This window comes from Wolbachia endosymbiont (group A) of Limnophora tigrina, from assembly GCF_964263225.1.
Lineage (GTDB): Bacteria > Pseudomonadota > Alphaproteobacteria > Rickettsiales > Anaplasmataceae > Wolbachia.
Map to the genome: position 1 here is coordinate 1430250 of NZ_OZ181654.1, position 21771 is coordinate 1452020.

The 21771-nt window shown below is 34.1% G+C and carries 13 protein-coding genes, 1 tRNA gene and 1 pseudogene; 8 read left to right on the forward strand and 7 right to left on the reverse strand.

Annotation, left to right across the window (positions count from 1 at the left end; all coding sequences use genetic code 11):
- Nucleotides 1–3: 3 nt before the first annotated feature.
- The gene (locus tag ACE38P_RS06730) at nt 4–1350 is read right to left on the reverse strand and encodes an IS110 family transposase (RefSeq protein ID WP_353280896.1); all 1347 of its coding nucleotides are present in this window, start codon (nt 1348–1350) and stop codon (nt 4–6) included.
- A 793-nt stretch (nt 1351–2143) separates the two neighbouring features.
- Here ACE38P_RS06730 and ACE38P_RS06735 point away from each other — a divergent pair.
- The 3 genes from ACE38P_RS06735 to ACE38P_RS06745 all read left to right on the forward strand — a co-directional run bounded on the left by ACE38P_RS06735 (nt 2144) and on the right by ACE38P_RS06745 (nt 5074).
- Nucleotides 2144–2216, forward strand: a tRNA-Val gene (locus ACE38P_RS06735).
- 28 nt (nt 2217–2244) lie between these two features.
- The gene (locus ACE38P_RS06740) at nt 2245–3141 is read left to right on the forward strand and encodes a cation diffusion facilitator family transporter (protein WP_250120286.1); all 897 of its coding nucleotides are present in this window, start codon (nt 2245–2247) and stop codon (nt 3139–3141) included.
- 55 nt (nt 3142–3196) lie between these two features.
- Entirely contained in the window at nt 3197–5074 is a 1878-nt protein-coding gene (locus ACE38P_RS06745) for a hypothetical protein (protein WP_374699741.1), read from the forward strand.
- Here ACE38P_RS06745 and tnpC read toward each other — a convergent pair.
- From tnpC to ACE38P_RS06775, 6 genes are all read right to left on the reverse strand, one after another.
- Nucleotides 5057–6439 carry an IS66 family transposase gene (tnpC, locus tag ACE38P_RS06750; protein ID WP_374699286.1) on the reverse strand — a complete coding sequence of 461 codons (1383 nt, stop codon included), beginning with the start codon at nt 6437–6439 and terminating at the stop codon, nt 5057–5059. The two genes, ACE38P_RS06745 and tnpC, sit on opposite strands and share 18 nt — an antisense overlap.
- Before the next feature lie 123 nt (nt 6440–6562).
- Nucleotides 6563–7141 carry a glycerol-3-phosphate 1-O-acyltransferase PlsY gene (plsY, locus tag ACE38P_RS06755; RefSeq protein ID WP_374699742.1) on the reverse strand — a complete coding sequence of 193 codons (579 nt, stop codon included), beginning with the start codon at nt 7139–7141 and terminating at the stop codon, nt 6563–6565.
- 9 nt (nt 7142–7150) lie between these two features.
- On the reverse strand, nt 7151–8617 hold the full coding sequence (locus ACE38P_RS06760; protein WP_374699743.1) for an alanine/glycine:cation symporter family protein: 1467 nt from the start codon (nt 8615–8617) through the stop codon (nt 7151–7153).
- Nucleotides 8618–8619: 2 nt separating this feature from the next.
- Nucleotides 8620–9954, reverse strand: a complete 1335-nt coding sequence (locus ACE38P_RS06765) for an alanine/glycine:cation symporter family protein (RefSeq protein ID WP_374699744.1) — start codon at nt 9952–9954, stop codon at nt 8620–8622.
- A 22-nt stretch (nt 9955–9976) separates the two neighbouring features.
- Nucleotides 9977–10747 carry a CDP-alcohol phosphatidyltransferase family protein gene (locus tag ACE38P_RS06770; RefSeq protein ID WP_064086015.1) on the reverse strand — a complete coding sequence of 257 codons (771 nt, stop codon included), beginning with the start codon at nt 10745–10747 and terminating at the stop codon, nt 9977–9979.
- Nucleotides 10744–11427: a phosphatidylserine decarboxylase gene (locus ACE38P_RS06775; RefSeq protein ID WP_374699745.1), complete on the reverse strand. Its 684-nt coding sequence runs from the start codon at nt 11425–11427 to the stop codon at nt 10744–10746. Before ACE38P_RS06775 ends, ACE38P_RS06770 begins: the two co-directional genes overlap by 4 nt.
- 234 nt (nt 11428–11661) lie before the next feature.
- On the opposite strand from ACE38P_RS06775, the pseudogene ACE38P_RS06780 reads away from it, so the two are divergent.
- The 5 genes and pseudogenes from ACE38P_RS06780 to polA all read left to right on the forward strand — a co-directional run.
- Nucleotides 11662–12432, forward strand: a pseudogene (locus ACE38P_RS06780) (ankyrin repeat domain-containing protein); the annotation flags it as partial.
- 450 nt (nt 12433–12882) lie between these two features.
- The gene (locus ACE38P_RS06785) at nt 12883–14115 is read left to right on the forward strand and encodes a hypothetical protein (RefSeq protein WP_374699746.1); all 1233 of its coding nucleotides are present in this window, start codon (nt 12883–12885) and stop codon (nt 14113–14115) included.
- Between the two features lie 221 nt (nt 14116–14336).
- Nucleotides 14337–16709 (forward strand): DNA topoisomerase (ATP-hydrolyzing) subunit B, encoded by a 2373-nt coding sequence (gyrB, locus tag ACE38P_RS06790; RefSeq protein WP_264686681.1) that lies wholly within the window; start codon nt 14337–14339, stop codon nt 16707–16709.
- Nucleotides 16710–16895: 186 nt separating this feature from the next.
- Complete coding sequence (gatA, locus tag ACE38P_RS06795; RefSeq protein ID WP_064085246.1) at nt 16896–18362, forward strand: Asp-tRNA(Asn)/Glu-tRNA(Gln) amidotransferase subunit GatA; 1467 nt, start codon at nt 16896–16898, stop codon at nt 18360–18362.
- A gap of 111 nt (nt 18363–18473) precedes the next feature.
- Nucleotides 18474–21002: a DNA polymerase I gene (gene polA, locus ACE38P_RS06800; RefSeq protein ID WP_374699747.1), complete on the forward strand. Its 2529-nt coding sequence runs from the start codon at nt 18474–18476 to the stop codon at nt 21000–21002.
- Nucleotides 21003–21771 lie beyond the last annotated feature (769 nt).

Consider the following 21771-nt stretch of genomic DNA (forward strand, 5'->3'; position numbering starts at 1 on the left):
CTTCTAAGAAACTCCCTCAACCAGTTCATCTTTTTGAACTAAGATGTAGCCAAATTCCTGTGCTTTTTTGATCAAGTTTTTTTTAACTCTCTCTTTGTAACGTGTTTCATAATAGTTCATTCCTTTTTCAACATACTCTTGCCCATACTTTAGCATACTATAAAAAATGCATGCTAGTTTTCTTGCGGTAGCCGTGATTGCTTTTGGTGCACCTAGTCGTCTCTTTATTCTTCTACAGTACGCACCTATTCCGCTGTTGCTTCTTGATACACAGTGAGCAGCTATTCGAAATGCATTTGCAGCACGATTAATGACTTTACGCGTTCTTGTGCTAAACACTTTTTCTCCTGTAATTTTATTGGCAGGGCTGAGCCCTAACCACGATGAAAAGTGTTTTTCTGTCCGCCATCTATTAGGGTTTATGCCAGTTTCTGAAATTATTGTTTGTATGGTTACTACATCAAGTCCTGGAACTTTTGTGAAATCCCTACCTGTAATTCTATGCAGTTCTTCGTGTATAGCAAAGTTTGGCCTATGTTTTGTAGACTTACGCTTTATTTTATTACATAGCTTGTTCCCACCTGACTTTGTCTCAAATGTTTTATAATATCCTTCAATACTTCTATCACATTCTGCTATTTTTTCCTGATAAATATTGTATAGCTCAAACTCTTGTTTTAGTGTAAACAGGTGTTCCTCTCTATAGTCTCCTGCTAATGCTTTTGCAATGGTAGATTTATCATTTTTTATTCGTCCATCTCTTAATTCAGCTAATTTTTCTGGATTTCTTTCACCTTCAAGTATTGCTTTAATAATTTGTATGCCAGTAACTCCTGTTATATCGCTTATCACCTTATGCAATTGAATGTTCATTTGAATTAACGCTTTTTGCATACGTTGAATGTGTGCTGCTGCACTTTTTATTAGGTTATCTCGTTGTCTAGCGTAGCTGCGTAATACACAAATTTGATTATCTGGTCTAAATGACCCTTGAAGCAGTCCATAGCTATGCAGTTGTTGTAACCACTGGCAATCCTGAACATCAGATTTTCTTCCAGGCACATTCTTAACATATTTTGCGTTTACTAATTTTACTTCAAATCCATATGATTCAAGTACTTGAAACAAAGGGATCCAATACACTCCTGTTGATTCCATGGCTATTGTAGTAACTTTGCACCTCTTTAACCACTTTGCTAAGTTATAAAGATCTTCTGTGAAGCAGCAGAATTTTTGTATATTCTGTTTATCTCTTCCTTCTGGTACACATACATAATGCACAGATGAACCAATATCTATTCCTGCCGCATCAGGGTTCATTACCTCTAATTTACTTTTTGTTTTTGCCATTTCTAACCTCCATCATATAATAGTTGAAAAGCACTTCAGCTTGGAACGGTTGAATTATACGCTCTTCTAATCGAGGTAGTCTCAAAGACTCCATCAGTGGTTTGATCGTTCCTTCCAAAACCATGCTAACCTACGGGCACTAAGGCACCATTGCCTATTCGGCTATAACTGCAGAAGCGCTTCTCCGTAAAATTATATTCAAAAAAGTAGAAAATAGGAGTTTCTTTCTGGTTTGACAGGTTTTATATCTGTCCGATGCTTACCTCTAATTTATTAGTCTTTACAATATCAAGCATAAAGTGACTCATCTGAAGAAAACGTAAATTCTCATATTAGTATAGTTTCTATCTTAGTAGAAAAATATAAATTATTAACTTAATATGGAAAATTCAGAATACGACTGAAATTCTATAGATAACCTCACGTAGCTGCTAACAAGTAACGGAATTGTAAATATTAAGAAATTTACCAAACGAAAAAAAGGCAAAAGAATCCCCTAGTAGCGAGTTTTAATAATGTAAATTGGCGTTGTAATAATGTGCTAACAAGCGCGATTTGGCTGAATGTAGAAAAAATAAAAAAAGCCGCTATAATTTTTATGTAATTTGCCAATAAATATCTGAGTTTTTTACTGAATTTTTGTTGTTGAACCCGCGAGGATCAAAAATAAGGATAAGTACTCTTATTGGTATGATAAGGAAAGTGGGAAGGTTTGTCAAGGAGTTTCATTCAGCAAGAAGTCTAAAAGCAAATTGACTTTCATTTCACTGAAGCACTATACTAAGGTTAAGATGGGTAATTAGCTCAGTTGGTAGAGCACTTGCTTGACGTGCAAGGGGTCGCTGGTTCGAGCCCAGTGTTACCCACGTTTTTTTGCTCATAAAAAGATTTTATATGACAGCAGTGCACAATGGCAAACACTCAATAGCGGAGTCCAAGCGCTTAATTTATTCCATAATAATAGTCGCAATAACAATGCTTATGGAGATAGTAGGTGGAGTAATTTCACACTCGCTTGCTCTGTTATCAGATGCAGGGCATATGCTCACTGATCTTTTTGCCTTGATTTTAAGCTGGGTAGCGCACAAATTTTCAGCTAAGAAATCTGATTTACAGAGGTCATATGGGTATCACAGATTGCAGATAATTGCAGCATTTGTTAATGGTTTAACTCTATTTTTCATTGCAGCAGTCATTATCATTGAATCAATAAAGAGATTCATTTGTCCGGTCAATGTTGAATGGAAAGTAATGCTAATAATTGCCACACTTGGCCTGATCTCTAACATTATAGTCTTTTTTATATTACATAGTAAATGCGAAAGTAATATAAACATAAAAAGTGCTGTATTGCATGTTATCGGAGATATTTTAGGTTCTGTAGCTGCTATACTTGCATCCATAATTATCATGTTTACCGGATGGCAAATAGTGGACCCTATTTTGTCAGTATTTGTCAGTGTAATAATCTTAAACAGTGGCTATAAAATTCTCAAGAATTCTTGCCATATACTCCTTGAAGGTACACCTGAGAGTGTATCTGCTGAGGAGATAAAAAGTGAGATTGTATCTAAGTTACCTGAAGTGATAGATGTGCATCATATACATGCATGGTCACTATCTGATAATTATTTTATACTTACTATGCATGCCAAGATAAAGCAAAATGGACAACACACTAATATTTTGTATGAGATAAAAAAAATACTATTAAATAGGTTCGAAATTGCGCACTCTACAGTTGAAATTGAATACGATGAGTGCGTAGACAGTAAAATACTTAAGCATTGACATCTATAGGCTATTTGTTATTACTACAATATCATAATATTATAGAGAGTAGGCTATGATAGGTGTTTCCCAAATACAATTTCCTGGAAAGGATTCTTACAGATTAAAGACAGCAAGTTACTTCGCAGCTTTTGTTTCTTTAAGCATTTTAGTTAATCCTGCCAATGTCTTTTTATCTTTTGCCACATTGTTTTTTAGATCTGAAATAAAAACTTTTTACGTTTATAAAGACATAAAAGCTGCAAAGCAGGAAAAAATAAGTAAAAAGGAATATTGGGAAATATTTTTTGAGAAAAATAAAATTAAGATAGCATCTTTCCTTTTATTTTTTGCTTCTGTAACATATCTAACTTTTACAATTACTTTTCTACTTGTTTCGTTACTTGCAACAATACCACTTGCAATGGTTTTAATTCTATTACAAAGTGAATTAAGGCCAAAGGATTTTAATCCATTTACGTTACTCAAAGCTGCTATAAGTTTCTTTTTAGAAGGCATAAAAGAAAATACTCGCAGTATGACAAATAAGTTTGATGGTACTTATGAGCATTTACTGCCCCATCAATTGAATGACGATATTAGTAATAATATTGGTAAGTTAATACGCAAATATGATCCAGTACCAGAAGACGCTATTAATGATGAGGGATTTAAAGAGTTTATTGAATATATAAATCACTTACATATGCTTGATGGCCAACCATTTAGTAATGAGAATAAGGGAAAATTAGTAATGTTTTTGCAAGATTTTTGCAAAGGTAATGAGAAACATAGCTCTGGTTTCACTGGTGGACAAATTCTTCTGTTAGTTCTTAGAGCCTGCAATGATGGAGATAGAGAAGCTGTAAAAAATAAAAAAGACGCGTTGATTGCAAATTTACTAGATAGCCAAACTTTCTCTAGAAAAGAACGAATTCCTAACACATGTTTTACTGGTGTTATCTACAGAATGTTAAGTACATTAGAGGGTATTCATTCCGATCCAGAGATTAAATTTACACCACCTAGACAAATGCTCCTTACAGAAGCAGAAAATGAAGCACGTAAGTTTATGTTAGACAGGCTAAAAAATAAGAAGAACAGTAAAGAAATTCTTAGGGCTTGGCATAACGCCCAAAATAATTATGAAGATGATAAAAGTCAAAAAATAGTTGATGATTTTATTGCAGAAGTAAGTATTTCCTTAATGAGAAATTTACTGAGTTTTACTTCTCAATATAGTGAACAAATTGTGCTGACGTTAATGAAAAATATTAACTCTGTAAAGTTAAATAAATTAGAGCACTTTGCGCTGTCTCAGCACATAACAAATAAACTACAGGGGGATGGTTTAGACGATCAACTCGAAAACATCAAAGGAAAAGTCTTTTTGGAGCTTTTAAACCAAAATTTACTTAGAACAGATTTTTTTCTCAAGGACTCATCTTTAACTGAAGCTAAGAGAATAGCTAGCAAAATAATAAAAGAAGAAGTAAAAGAATTAAAATTGAAAGCCAAGAAGACTATTAAGGGTCAAGTGGCCAGAATGTTAGATAGTTTAAGAACGTTACCACTAGAGAAAAGGTGTTATAGGGTATACACGGAACTGAGTAAAAATAGCAGAGACGATAAAGAAGAAATAAAGAAAATTCTGCAAGAAAAGCTAGCAATAACAGAAGCAGTGATAAATAACATGTTAAAAAAAGAAGCTTCACACAGGCTAGAGATAGAGATTGAAGATATTTATAATCAAAATAAGCGCAATGTAACCACACTTTATGAAAAAATACAAGAAGTGAAGCAAAGATTCATTGAAGATGAATTTTTAATACCTCAAGAAGTAGAGAGTATAACAAGAGTAAAAATTACAATCTTAAATAAAGAAGATAAAATAATACCATCAAGCAGTTTATCTGTATCCGTTCAGCAGAGTGGTTTAAGAAACGATAGATAGAAGATTGTGAAAAGGGTTTAGCCTCCTCTGTTTCCATGTTAAGTATAACGAAATTATTTGCTCAAGGAATGAGTTTCCTCGTTCTGATTGTGTAAAATATGAATTTTTGCGATAAACGACATAATGCCGTATTTGCCGTTCAGCGTGATTATTTGTCAGCGGAGTATTTTCTGGGTCATCTAAAAATTTCCACATCATTCTTTCAGATTTCAAAATATTCTTTGCAACTCGAGACGCTCCAATTGCTTCAGGTAAGCGAGATATTTCCTTCAAATAATACCTTGTACGTTTTCGCAATTTCTTGGCACGTCTAATAAATCTTGAAACATCTATCTCATTTTTTAGTAAAGCTTTTTTCAGTGCAAATAACTCAGTGGCTACATTTCTCAAGTAACAGCCCAGAACTTTAACTTCAAATTTCCAACTATGCGCTAATCTTTCAAAATCCCTTGCTAAGTGTGCCCAACAGATTTGCCTTCTTTCATCAGCAAAGTAGTTGTATGCTGCATATCTGTCGGTTACTACCAAGCTATTACGATTGCAGCATACACTATTTTTTAAAACTTTCATTCCCCTTGACTCTGTCAACTTCACAAAACTTGCCGTATTGCTTGCAAACATCCAACACCAAGCGAGTTTACCTTTGTTATAATGGCTCGTTTCATCAATATGTAGAACTTTACTCCTACTTATCTCTTGTTCGATCTGCTCATACATTTTTTTGCATTTTGAAGCAACTCTATGTTCACTATTTGATATGCTACCGACGCTTATGTTCAAATTGAAGATATCATTTATGATGCTAGCTACTTCGCGCTTTGAATTTTTATAAAACCCACTGAGTGCTGCAACTACTGACTTAACCCTTGGGCCAAATGTATCTGGCGTAACACCCTCTGGTAACTTGCTACTTCTTCTTTTTCCGCATCTCTGACAACGGCCATGTTCCAACTGATATTCCATTACATAAGCCTTAATCTCCGGAAGATCTACTTTCTGATGAATATAAGGTTTTTCGCATATTGCAATCTTCCCTCCGCATTCGCAAGTAGGTGACAACTCTATCTTTATCACCTCATCTGCTTCCATTTTAGCACGATAATTACCCTTATGCCCAACTTGACCACCAATCTTTCTTTCGCTTTTTGGCTTTTCCTTTTTCATTTTGTATAATTCTTTTGAATTGGGAATTGATGAGTTTTTTGAATTTAAACCTAGCCTTTCCTTTAATTCAGCGTTCTCTATCTTTAAAGCCTCATGCTCTGCTTTTAAACTTTCATTCTCTCTTTCCAATCTTTCTATTTTTGCTTCTAACTTTTCTATTTTTTGCTGTAAATTTTTGCAGAGTTCTAAAAGGTTTACCATATTACCTCATATTTACCCTATGATTATCTTTATTATCTTGCTTTGTCTACCTTATTTTGCCGCTCTGCTGAACGGACACGTTTATCTCGTAGTTTAAGTGTCAGTGATTTAACATCTCATTGCTTATAGAAACTTATGCTCTCTGCCTTGCAGAAGATTTGCAATATTTTTGTAATGCTTCAAGAAAATTAATATCGCTACAGTGAGTAGTATAAGGAATAACTCCTTTTGAAAAAAGAAAGATGCTATAACAGCTGCTGCATTAGCAGCCAAGGAAGCAAGAGAGGAGTACCGAAAGATAAAAAATACTATTAGCCAGACAAATACAAATGCTAATGCTATAGAAATGTTAAGTGCTACTAAAACTCCCAAAGTTGTTGCAACCCCCTTTCCTCCATTGAACCTTAGCCAAATAGGAAACATATGCCCTAGAACTGCTAAAATTGCAGATACATATATATAAAAATCGTTATTATCACAAAATTGTTGTGCTGTATAAACCCCGACAAATCCTTTCAAAGAGTCTAAAAATAATGCGAGGACAGCAAGTCTCTTATTTCCTGTTCTTGCAACATTTGTAGCACCAATGTTTCCTGAACCTACTTCTCTTAAATTTATACCATTTATTTTTGCAATAATTAAGCTAAACGGTATTGAACCTAATATGTAAGATAATACAAAGACTACAAATATCTCTATCATAGCAGAAATCTAGCTAATTTTGTTATTCCTTAGCCTTTTTAGATAACATTGGACTTCATTGTTAATCTGATTGCTAAACAGTATAAGTGCTGTCATATTGATGAGTGCTAAACAAGAGAATAAAGCCCCACCAATATTAGCAATAGCCATTATATCTTTAGACAAACCTGACAAAAATGAAACTACTACCACCGCTATACGATATATTACTACACTTTTTACACCAAACAAATACAGCCATCCCATTTCACAACAATATACAAATGAAATTACTGAGGAAAACGCAAACAAAGGCGCAGCGATGGTTAAAAGTATAGGAAACCAAGAAGAAACTGTTTCAAATGCTTTTTGGGTGATCAATATTCCCTCGCCAATGCCAGTCTGGTATGCGCCTGTTATTACTATTGTTATTCCTGTCAAACAACAAATTAACATTGTATCAAAGCATGGTTCTATCATAGCAACTAGACCAGTCCTAACCGGCTCCTCATCTTTAGCTACAGCGTGAGTAATTGCAGCAGAACCAACACCTGCTTCACTGGCAAAAATTGCCCTTTGAATCCCAGCGACAAATGCTCCTACTACTCCACCACCAACAGCATTGAAGTCTATCATACTGGAAAACAATATTTTTAATGTATTGCTAAAATTGTGAATATTGAATGCAATAATCGTGAAACAACTCAAAATATATATGAGTGACATAATAGGCACTAGTGCAGAAGATACTCTAGCTATTCTCCTGATTCCACCGATAATCACTAGAGCAAGTAATGTAGAAATTATGAAGGAAAGAACCCAAGGATGACTATCTATCCAGCTTGAATAGCCAGATAATATTGAAACCATTTGATTAGTCTGAAATGCTACACTTCCACCAAGACCTGACAATACAAAAAACACTGCATATATTGCAGCTATCACAATACCAAGCTTCTTAAATCCAAATTCCTCTAGTCCATTTCTTATATATTGAAAGGGACCACTGAATAACTGCTCCTGGCCTTCTGTTCTGTGTCTGAATGCTAAAGTTACTTCAGCAAACTTTGCAGACATACCAAAAAAGCCTGTGATCATCATCCAAGGTACCGCTCCTGGCCCTCCCATTGAAATTGCAATTGCAACACCAGCAACAGTTCCAAGACCTACTGTGCTTGATAGCGCGGTTACAAATGCCTGAAAATGCGTAATGTGACCATCATGATGATCTGTGTCATATTTTCCACATAAAATAGCGAACGCATGCTTAAACATCCTTATGTTGAGAAATCTAAAACGTAGTGTTAGAAATATATAACCAAAGGCCAATAAAAGAATTATAAATGGTACGTGAAAGATCTTGAAAAACAACACTTCATTCATGAAGTTGCTTACTCCATTTAATGCAGTGTCATAACTTTTATGAAAAACTGAAGCAGCGTATACATCATTAAATGGTAGGCAAAATAACACTATATAAAGCATTCTATAAATCATGTTTAATACCTTTTGTAATAAGAATCTATTGTATTTAAGACTTCCCTTCTCAGTAGATATATCGCAACAGCATTTGGAATCATAAGGCACATAAACAGGCTATCGCCTAAATAAGATATAAATTCTATATTTTTTGACATACAACTGATATACACTGAACCCACTATAAGAATTTGGAACAATATCAGTACTTTTTTGTTACCAAATAAGTATAACAGGGCAACTTCACAGTAGTAATAGTAAGCTATTATTGTGGAAAATGCAAAGGAAAACATTATCAGCGGAAGAGCTAGCTTGCTAAATAAAGGTAAGGCTGTTGAAAATGCTGAGCTAACTAACGTAATATCACCTACGGTATTAGTGATATGCATATCGGTGATAATTATCACAATACCAGTCAAAAATGAGACTAATATTGTGTCTACAAATGGTGCAATCATTGCAACACTTCCAACTTTAACTGGGTCTTTCTCTTTTACAATCGAATGTGCTATAGCTGCTGTTCCAGTACCTGCTTCATTAGCAAACACTGACCTTCTTACCCCTGCTATTAATCCACTCAATACTCCACCTCCTATAGCTGATTTGTTAAAGATATCTTGAAATATTATAGATAGAGCATTCAGTAGATTATTTCCGTTTACACAGATTAAATATATACACATGCCTATATATAACATTATCATGATCGGCCCTAAACCTGTTGCAACTAAAGCAATTCGCTTTATTCCTCCCAGTATTACAATTAATACAAATAGCGAGATAATAACAGATGTGTTGTATTCAAATAAGTTACTTGACAACGCTGCAATTTGATTTGCCTGAAATGGTATGCCGCCTAGAATCATTGCAACAAGCAGCATAACTGCGTAGATAAATGCAAGGAATTTGCCAGTCTTCATAAATCCAATCTTTGCAAATCCATGTTCCATATAATAAAAAGCCCCACCAGTTGTGTTTTCAGAGCGATGAGTAAATGCAAGCACTACTTCAGCAAATTTTATTGACATGCCAAGTACTCCGGTAATTATCATCCAAAAAACTGCACTTGGCCCCCCTATTGTAATAGCTATTGCAACTCCTGATATTGTTCCAAGACCAACTGTTCCTGAAATTACCGTTGCAAATGCCTGAATGTGGGTGATTATGCCGTTATTATTATGGCTCTCTAGGTTGAATAGTGTTTGTATCCCATATTTGAACAACCTAAAGTTAATGAATTTGAATCGAATCGTACAAAAAACCCCAGTTGCAATTACCCAAATAATTATAAATGGTATGTTGAATATCTTTATATATAAAAAAGAGTTTAATAGATCAGTTGCTTTTACAATCATGCTGCTCACTACTTTTATATATCTAATGAGTTTTATATGTGTAGTATATATAAAGTCCAGTGCTTATTGGAATAGTAAGTATATACAATGCCCCTAAAATTGGTAGTGTTATCCAGGGCTTGCTTATAAACAGTATGATCAATATTCCAAAAAACGACACAAATATATAGGATAGGCTTCTAGGAACATAAATGTACTTTGCAGAGAAAGTTGGAATATGACTTATCGAAAAAAATGAAATGGCCAAAAAGTAACAAGCTGTATTCTTTACGTTAAAAAATTGCTCTATAAGAAGTAAGTATTCACTCTCATGAGATTGAAAGGTAATAATTATTGGTAACAGAGCAAGTAAAGCGCATACAGGAGCTGGAACGCCGGAAAAGAAAAATTTTTTCCAGTATAATTGTTCTGAATGTAACGAAACATTGAATCTGGCAAGTCTTATTGATATGCAGATTACATATATCATTACTAAAATCCATCCTACAACTTTAATTTCATTTAACTTCCAAAAATATAAAAGAAAAGCAGGTGCTGAACCAAAATTTAGAAAATCTGCAAAAGAATCGAGTTGTGCTCCAAAATCGCTAGTTGATTTTAAAATTCTGGCTATCCTGCCGTCCATTCCATCTATTATTGCTGCAATGATAATAAAAATTGCTGAAAATTCCCATTGTTCATTAAATGTGAATTTAAGTGAAGTAAGGCCAGCACATAAACCCAGTAAAGTTATAAAATTTGGAAATAACTTGGTAATAGGTAAGGATTTACTGTTACTTTCATCATTATTCATATAACATCAAAAGTAAGCTTCTCTTGTTTATTAAAATCTGCTATAACTGTCTCACCGCCAATAACAGTTTGTCCTTCTGAAACTCTTACTTCTATACCAATAGGAATATAAATATTTACTCTGCTACCAAATCTTATAATTCCAAATCTTTCACCTGCTTTTACGCTCTGAGATGTCCTCAAATTACAAACAATGCGGCGTGCAATAAATCCAGCTATTTGTTCCACAATGATTTCTTTTCCCTTTTCATATTCAATCACAATAATCTGCTTTTCATTTTCATTACTGGATCTATTACTCATTGCAGAAACAAACTTGCCTTTTTTATAGTTCATTTCCTTTATCGTACCAGATATTGGTATACGATTCACATGGACATTCAAAACGCTTAGAAATATGCTGACAAGTGTAAATTTCTTTTCTTCTTCATTTTCTTCTGATAAAGAGTAACTAACTTCTTCTATCTTTGAAATCACACCATCAGCGGGGCTTAATATAAAATCCTTATTGCTTGGTACAGCTCTTGCTGGATCACGAAAAAAATAGGTACATAATAACGTTGGAAATAAGCAAGTAATTCCAGCTCCCCAAGATATAGAGAATGCTATACATGTTACGATAAAGGAAACAACTATAAATAAATAACCTTCTCTGTTTATGTTAGGCAAACCAAAGCACATAACTTATTCTCAATAATTCATTATTAACAATTTATCATTTATAATTTCTCATGAAAAGCTTTTTTTTACTGTTTCACTTTTCGAATTATTATATAAACATTTGCTTATAAAATCGCTGATAGATGTAAATTTTTTAATAAAAATTGAAGTTTTTTAACTATTATTAATGTAATTTTAATAAAAACTTAATAATAATCCTTAATAATCTATGAATTAATATGTTCGCAATTTCGTATGACAGGGGAAATAGAAAAAGATGAATCTCCTTCCTTATACTCTGCAATTCGGATGGGTGATATTGAAGCTACAGAGCTACTAATAAAGTCTGGTGCAAACGTCAATGATAATTATGAACGTAATTGTACGCCACTGCATGTTGCTATCGGGTATAAGCAGTTTGAAATAGCGAAATTGCTGATAAATAACGGAGCAAACGTTAACGCAAAAACTGGAAATCATGGCAAAGATGACTTAACACCAATGCACCTAGCAATTTTTGCAAACACGCCAGAGTTTATAGAATTGCTAGCTAGCAATGGTGCGTTAATTAATGAAAGGGAAAGCACTGAAGGACATACACCTTTTCACCTTGCTGCTTTATATGGGAATAAAAGTGTAATACAAGCCTTAGTTGATAAGGGACAGGATATTGAAGATATTGATAATAATGGGCGGACAGCTTTATTTTTAGCTATTAGACAATGCACTGAAGCAAAGGATGATAGCAGAGTAGAAGTTATCGAGTATTTGATAAATAAACTCAAAGCAGACATAACGAAAAAAGATAATAATAACAACACAATACTTTTTCCTGCTGCTAATAATTGTCCTGGAAAAGTAGTGGAACTCATCATTAAACAATATATAGAAAGCTTTGGTAGAGATCGGTTGAAGAATTTTATCAACCACAAAAATAAAGCTGGAATGGATGCCTTGGATATTGCACTCAATAGTGGAAATGAAGAGGCCATTGAAGTACTTAGATCATATGGAGCAGACATTGAGAAGATAGAGGGTGAAAGTCGTCTATTTCGTACAGTAAAAGAAGGTAATATAGAAAAAACGAGGCTTCTTTTAGAGCAAGGAGCAAACGTTAATATAAAAAATGGAAAGGGGCTTACTCCTTTAGATATTGAGATGCGGGAAAACGATCAAGACATGGCTCGATTCCTAAGAGAGAATAAAGCAAAAACAAGTTTAGAGATAAAAGTTCAGTTAGCGGCATTAGTTACGCTAACTATTATAACTCTTGGTTTAGCACTAGTAGTGTATTTTGTTGTGAAAGGTATTCAAGAAATTGCTGCACAAAAAACAGGCAGTACTCTCAATAATGTAGAAAGTACAAAGATAGAACCTCCTATCAAGCAAAAATAAAGCTTTTTACAGGTAGTTGATAAGTTTCTTGCTTTATTTACATTCTTTCTATAGTATGATATATTAATGTTAGAATAGGGTATGTTTGCAGGTCAAAATAATAATCAACAGCAAAATAGAAATAGAGTACAGGCTTTAATAGAAAGAGTGCAAAATGCTTACAACAACACTAATAAAATTAAAAGATTCATTAATATAGTTTTATTAGTAAGTATGATTCCTTCATTTTTTCTTCTTGTACAGCTCTCTTTGTATTTATCATTAGTAAATTATTTTTTCAAACCAAGGGAAAATGAAAAAAGATTATCAGCGTGGCCAAAAAATGTTATTAGAATAACATTAAGCATTTTTTTAATTATACACATTATTAATTCCTGTGTGCTTTTGGTACTGCCTATATTGTGCTTATGGTTGCTAAACAAATCACTCATTGAAGAAATACAGCAGTTTAACGATTTAATACAACAAATTCCAGAGGAAGAAAGGCCTATTTTCTTTCAAGATTTAGCAGCCATTCCTTTTATGGCACAAACTACTCATGACCCAAGTGCAGTTGCTAGTATAAACTTGAGTGTTGATAGACTCATAGAAAAGTATAAAGAGAATTTAAGCAAAGATGAATTCTATGTACAGCTAAATAGAGGCAACACAACCGACATTGAAGAGTACATCAAACAGTCAAATGAATTTACAGAAGGCGATAAATCTCATGCACTTGAATGCTTAAGATTTATCAATAGAACAGGAGATAATTTTAAAGACAATCATAGTAAGTTAACACTAAAGCAAGCAGCTATTTTATGTTGGAAAGCCTGCAATGATAGAAATACAGGGACAGAAAATCAAAGAACTCCTTTGAATGATGAAGACATAAAAAACAGAAAAGATATGTTTTTAAAAGGTCTTGTAGACGCTGCAACAACTTACGGTAATCAAGGTCAAAGTTGTGCAGGTGGAACATACAATAAATTATTTGAGTCTTTATCTGGCTTACATCCATCAGTGGTTATTACACTCGATGGAGAAGAGGCTAGAGAAATGATAAAAGAAACGATCACACAAAAATTCCCTGAAATGGCCAGAGCCAATTTCACCAATTTCTCTGGAACAGAACAAGAAAGGATCCGTAGCGAGTTACCAGAGTTATCATCTGAAACAGTAAGGTATATTATGACTACGCATTCAGCTCTTGAGAGAAGGTGTCAAGAGTTCAGCAATAGATTAAACAATGATAAAAAGAATGAAATATTAGAAGAGTGTATGAGCAACTTATCCTGTGTTGAGCTAGAAAGTCCAATTGAAAGAAGAAGGTAAATTGTATTTGATTGTAGCCATTTATCTTGAAATATGAAGCAGAGTTTTGTATGATTATTTGAACTTAAGTTTATGTATTGAAATAACATGTAAAACCACTTCGTGTAGGTGATATGTTATGTTTTATCTATATGTCAAGGATCCTTCTTTCAACTTAAAGATGTTGCTAATCAGCACATACAAATGTAATATTAATTAATATTTATAAATAAAGCAATTCCATGGAAAGTAACTACAACGCTGATGCAATAAAAATCCTAAGAGGTCTTGATGCTGTAAGAAAGCGTCCAGGTATGTACATTGGTGATACTGATGATGGATCTGGTCTGCACCATATGGTGTACGAGGTTGTTGACAATGCGATAGATGAGTCTTTAGCTGGTTATTGTAGTAAGATTGAAGTTAGCATAAATGAAGATGGCTCAGTATCTGTAACCGATAATGGTCGTGGCATTCCAACTGATATTCATGCAGAGGAAGGAATATCAGCAGCAGAAGTAATAATGACCCAATTGCATGCAGGAGGTAAATTTGACAGCAATACCTATAAGGTTTCTGGAGGATTACATGGTGTTGGAATTTCAGTTGTTAATGCGTTATCGAGTTGGCTGGAATTAACCATCTGGCGCAATAAGAAGGAATATTTCATACGCTTTGAAGATGGTGAGTCTGTTGAATCTTTAAAGGTAATTAATGAAAACACAAATAAAAGAGGAACTAGAGTAACGTTTATGCCATCAACGGGGACTTTTAGTAGTATTGATTTTAGTTACTCCACTCTTGAGAGTCGCATAAGAGAATTGGCATTTTTAAACTCAAATATTGAGATCATTTTGTGTGATCTCCGTAATAAACCACATGTAAAGTCTCATTTTAACGATAGTAAAGAGTCTGAAGATAATTTTGGTACAGCTAATTTTGTACGGTACTTAGACAAGAATAAGACACATGTTACTAAAATTGCCAGCATTAGAGATGATGTAAAAGATCTAGGTACCAGTGTAGAAATATCAATGGAGTGGAATGATTCCTACTATGAGAATATGCTATGCTTCACAAATAATATAAGACAACGGGATGGTGGTACGCATTTGGCAGGGTTTAGATCTGCACTAACCAGATGTATCAATAACTATGCAAACAATGAAGGTTTTTTGAAGAAGGCAAAAGTGAATTTGACTGGAGAAGATGTTAGAGAAGGCTTAACTTGTGTTTTATCTCTCAAGATGCCTGATCCTAAATTTTCTTCACAGACAAAAGATAAATTGGTCAGTTCTGAAGCGCGGGCAGTTGTAGAGAGCATAGTTTTTGACAAGTTGAGTACAATACTTGAAACTGACCCCAAGTTAGCAGCAAGTATAGTAGAAAGAGCGATTAGGTCAGCAAAAGGAAGAGAAGCAGCAAGAAAAGCACGAGAGTTAGTTAAAAATAAAAACAATATTAATATTGCAACTCTACCTGGAAAGCTTGCCGATTGTCAGGAAAAAGTTCCTGAGTTATCGGAATTGTTTATAGTAGAGGGTAATTCCGCAGGTGGTACTGCAAAGCAGGGACGTAATCGTAAAACACAGGCGGTACTTGCTTTAAGAGGGAAAATTCTAAACGTAGAACGTGCAGGGCTGGATCGTATTTTTTCATCTGCAGAAATTGGCTCTCTGATCACGGCAATTGGGGCTGGAATAGGGAGTGAGCACTTCGATATTGAAAAAACTAGGTATCATAAAATTATCATTATGACAGACGCAGATGTTGATGGCTCGCATATAAGAACTTTGATTCTAACTTTCTTTTTTAGACATATGCGTGAAGTAATTGAAAAAGGATATTTATACATAGCGCAGCCACCGCTCTATAAAGTTACAAAAAATGCTAAAGATACTTATATCAAAGATGATGAAACTTTTGAAGAGTATATAGTAAATTCAGCGATTAAAAGATTAACACTAAATGGTGTAGGCAAAGATTTGCGTTTCGTTTTGAATAAGTGCCTCAGTATTTCAAACATTAGCAAAAATTATGATAGGGAAATACCAAAAGATCTCTTAGAATCATTGCTAATTTTAAGCAAAAAGAATGCTCTATTGTCTGCTGATGAGATATTAAAATATTTAAAATTGATGTATAGTGAATATAATTGGGAAGTAGAAGTAAAAGATGAGGAAATTCACATTGCTAAATTGTTTCAAGGGTTAGCAGACAAATATGTATTCTCGCTTAGTATGCTTGAAAGTAAAGAAATACGGAATATATTGAGTTCTCTTGATAACATAATTGACTTATTTAATGGTGATTCATTTTTACAGTCACAAGAAACTGAAATAAAAATAAAGTCTCCAAGTGCACTCGCAAAAATAGTGATGGATTATGGTAAAAAAGGTTTAACTCTGCAGAGATTTAAAGGCCTTGGTGAAATGAATGCTGATCAGCTTTGGGAAACTACACTCAATCCAGAAACTAGAACTCTGCTAAAAGTTGAAATAAAAGATTGTGAAGAAGCAGATAGCATATTCTCGGTGCTAATGGGTGATATAGTTGAACCACGTCGTGACTTTATAAATAACAATGCACTTAACGTGCATGATGTTGATATTTGATTTTAGAAACGCTAAACCCTTATGGCTTAGCATTGTGTGCCAAACCGGCTATTTAAAACGTACTACTAACCAATCCATTTCAGAAATCTGAATTGATCTCGGTTGTATTCCCGTTTTCGATCATAAATATATAGATTTTCTGTCCTATTGTTGTTATAATTAATGCCTCGCTAACATTGAATATTAATGAATGAATTGAGAAGGCTCACTATTACAGAGATGCATGATGGACTTAGGCGGGGGGATTTTTCTGCTGTTGAGCTTGTAGAGACGCATGTTAATGCAGTTGAAAATGAGCAACTAAATGCATTTGTAACAAAAACCCCAGAAATCGCGATAAAAGCTGCTAAAATAGCAGATGAATACTTCTTGAAACAAAAAGATAATATTTCACCACTTATGGGCATACCAGTTGGTGTTAAAGATTTATTCTGTACAAAAGGAATAAAAACAACAGCATGCTCAAAAATGCTGGAAAATTTCATCCCGACTTATGAATCTACGGTATCTAACTTGCTTTTAAAAAATGGAGCAGCCATGCTTGGTAAACTTAACATGGATGAGTTTGCTATGGGTTCTGCGAACACAAACAGCTATTTTGGTCCTGTTAAAAATGTATGGATTAGAAAAAGTGACGGAGAAAAAGTTGTTCCTGGTGGATCATCTGGTGGATCTGCAGCATCAGTTGCTGGGTTTTTATGTGCTGGAGCACTAGGAAGTGATACTGGTGGTTCTGTACGCCAACCAGCAGCTTATTGTGGAGTTGTTGGAATAAAGCCAACTTATGGAAGGTGTTCGCGTTTTGGTATGATTGCGTTTGCAAGTTCTCTCGATCAAGCAGGAGTAATTACTCGTTCCGTTTCTGATTCAGCATTAATGCTTGAAATAATTTGTGGCTATGATGAAAAAGATTCAACATCGAGCAAAAGGACAGTGCCTAAATTTTCCAGTTTTATAAATGGTGATATTAAGGGTAAGCGCATTGGTATACCAAAAGAGTATAAGATGGATGGAATTTCAGATGAAATAGTTCATAATTGGGAAAAAATTGCTTCCTATTTAAAAGAAAACGGTGCTGAAGTTGTTGACATTACTCTGCCTCATACTAAATATGCGATACCGGTTTACTATCTAATTTGTTCTGCTGAAACTTCATCTAACCTTGCTCGCTATGATGGTGTACGTTACGGATTCAGGGTTGATGCTGATACCCTTGAAGAAATGTATTCGCTAACAAGAGCAGAAGGTTTTGGTAAAGAAGTGAAAAGGAGAATTTTAATTGGTGCTTATGCGCTTTCTTCAGGTCATTACAATGAGTATTATGAAAAAGCACAGTGCATTAGGGCATTAATTAGAAATGATTTTATAAAAGCGTTTGAAAAAATAGATTACATACTTGTGCCATCTGCTCCAACAGAAGCTTTTGGCTTAAATGAAAAGCCAGACCCGCTAATTATGTGCATCAATGATGTGTTTACCGTGCCGGCAAGCTTAGCGGGGTTACCTGCTATTTCTGTTCCTGTTGGACTTTCCAATGAAGGCTTACCACTTGCTTTGCAAGTAATTGGAAATTATTACGATGAAGCTGGAATATTAAATATGGCAAGTGTGATAGAGCAAAATTGTGGCAGAATAGTTAATTCCCTTACGTAATATGTTTTCTTATAGTAACTATAGCATTATGATTATTTTGGCTATAGGAAACAAGAGCTTGATTTTTATAGCTAAATAACAGACCATCAAAGGCACACATAAATATCTACAATGAAAGAAAAAACTTTCACAATCATTGATGGTTATGGTTTTCTTTTCAGAGCTTATTACGTTTTGCATCATTTGACTACCACAGCTGGTATTCCAGTAGGTGCTGTGTACGGTTTTCTTAATATGGTTCTGAAGTATATTTCCCATTCGGACTACTTAACTATAGCACTTGATTCTGGCAAAAAAAATTTCAGGCACAGTTTATATTCTGAGTACAAAGCAAACAGAGTAACACCTCCTGAGGATCTAATTCCACAATTTACAATACTGAGAGAAGCGGTAGAAGCTTTTAACTTCAGCTATGAAGAGATTGAAGGCTATGAAGCAGATGACATAATTGCAACACTAGCTGCAAAATATGCCAACCACGAAGACTTTAAAGTAGTAGTAGTCTCATCAGATAAAGACTTATTTCAACTTTTGAATTACAACATTCTAATATTTGATCCTATCAAAAATATATACGTAGATGAAAAACAAGTGATAGAAAAATTTGGTGTAAATTCAAATAAGCTTCTTGATTTATTTTCTCTAACTGGAGATGCATCTGATAACATTCCAGGCGTTCCAGGAATAGGCCCAAAAACTGCAGCTAAATTGCTGGATAAATTTGATTCGTTGGATAACATTATAGAAAACATCAATAACATTGAGCAAACAAGAGTTCGTAATATTCTTACTGAGAATAAGGAAAAAGCACTAATTTCAAGAGAACTTTTGTCACTATGCAAAAAAGTAGATCTTCAACATGATATTGTAAAATATGAAGTCCATCCTCCAAATATGGAAAAATTGTTATCCTTTTTGAAGAAATATGAATTTAATTCATTGATAGGAAAAGTAGAAAAGCTCTTTTCTTATAGTGGATCTAGCACAAAAGAGAAAATAGAATATAGTAGTGAAGAATTAGAAAAATTTTTGGAGCATTGCAGATATGAAGGTAAAATTGCAATTCATTGCCACTTTGAAAACAATAGATTGAACAAAATCTCCTTATCTTGTAGTGAGGATAATATTTTCTACATAGATCAAAGCTGCCTACAAGATGCACTTACTATAATAAATTCAACTTTATTTTCAAATGGGGTGCTTAAAATAGTACATGATATTAGAAAGATCAGAGAAATATTTCCTACAATAGAGAGAGTGCTAGACTCAATTGATGACCTGATGATCATGTCATACAGCCTTGACACAGGTAAGCATGATCACAGCATTCCAAACATAATTGCACACAATTTAAGTAAAAATGTAGAAACTTTCTCGGCAAAAATTTTAATAGCGATCCATGAGAAACTGACACAAAGATTATTTCAGGAAAAACTTTTTACGATTTACGAGCGCTTTGATAGACCTCTCATGAAAGTAATATTTGATATGGAGCAAAATGGAATACTGCTCAATATTCAAAAACTACAGGAATTGTCTGATAAGTTTGAGCAGCTAATTGCTGTACTTGAAAACGATATACATAATTTAGCAGGAGAAAAATTCAACATTGCATCGCCAAAACAATTAAGTGATGTTTTGTTTAATAAAATGGAGCTAAGTAAAAAGAAAAAGTCAAAATCTGGGTCTTATAGCACAAACTCTGAAGTTCTAGAGGCACTTGAAGAGGAGGGGACAGAAATCGCAGGTAAAATTTTAAGTTGGCGACATTCAAGTAAATTAAAGGGTACCTATACTGACGCGTTAATAAAACAGGTTGATCCGCTTGATGGTAGAATACATACAAGCTTTTCAATAACCACAACTGCAACTGGAAGGCTGAGCTCTAGCAATCCTAATTTACAAAATATTCCTATCAGAAGCGAAGAAGGTAGTCTTATCAGGCAAGCCTTTATTGTGCCAAAAGGTTGCAAGATAATTTCTGCTGACTATTCACAAATAGAATTAAAAATCCTGGCACACGTTGCAAATGTTACCGCATTTAAAGAAGCTTTTGCAAACAGGCAAGATATTCATGATATCACTGCAAGACAAGTTTTTGGAGTGCAAGAAATAGATGAGCAATTAAGACGCAAAGCAAAAACCATTAATTTTGGCATTATATATGGCATTAGTCCATTTGGCCTTGCAAAGCGACTTGGCATTACCTTTCAAGAGGCTGCTGAATACATTAATTACTATTTTTCTTGTTACCCAGAAATAAAGGTCTATATGGAAAAAGCAGTATCTATCGCGAGAAATCATGGTTATGTAGAGACTTTGTTTGGTAGAAGATGTTTTGTAAGAGACATCAACAATAAAATTCCTTATCTAAGACAATTTGCAGAAAGGGCAGCAATAAATGCACCACTGCAGGGAACTGCCGCTGATATAATAAAACGCGCGATGATTCGGCTTTTTGATCAGTTAAAGTCAGGTAAAATAATCCTCCAGGTTCATGATGAATTACTTGTAGAAGTGGAAGAGAGCAGAGTGCAAGAAACAGCAAAACTTATGAAAGATATAATGGAAAATGCAGTAGAAATTTCTATACCACTTGAAGTAGAAATAAAAATTAGCGACAACTGGGGCTTTTCTTAATTATACTGTAGACCCTAAGAACCTGTCTTGAAAGGACTTAAGTAGTATCTGTTCAGATGCATGGCTAATGTGTAAATATTGAAGCAAAAGTAATGTCATCCCAGTGCTTGACACTGGTGCTCACAAGCAACCTAATCATAGATATTAAAAGCAACGCTTTCAATGAGACTACAAAAGGCTGGATTCCAGTGTCTGGGCACTGCCTTATTGTTGTAAATTCACTTTTACCTTATTTTGCCACACCCCTGAACGGATGCCTTGAATGGTTAATTTCATAAGTATAATAGTAGTCATATTAAATACTTCTTGAAGTAAGGAGAGCACGTCAAGCAAACAACATTTACCTAAAATTCTGTGACATTAGCAGCTTTCTTGCCCCGTTTTCAGTAAACAGTGATTTTTCTATATATTAGAAAAATTTTTATTTTAATTAGCGTTAAACAATAGGCGCCTATTGGTTTTTAGCTAAAGTAAAGGTCAAATATCTGGAATTCTGGACATAAAATCCCCCTGTGTAAAAAAAAGATTAGAAAAAAGTGCAGCGCACATACAACAGAGATTAAGCATATTTACATGCACTAAAGAAGATACGCTACGCTTTTTGATTAAAAATTTGACTGAAAAATCTGCAGACAAAGATAGATTTTGAGCTCTTAAAATATCTCTAACTGTAATTATAATCAGATTTAAAATATATGGAAGCAATTTTTTACATTCCCTTATCACTTATATCATTTGTTACTCTTCTATTTTTTGCTTTATTCTTTTC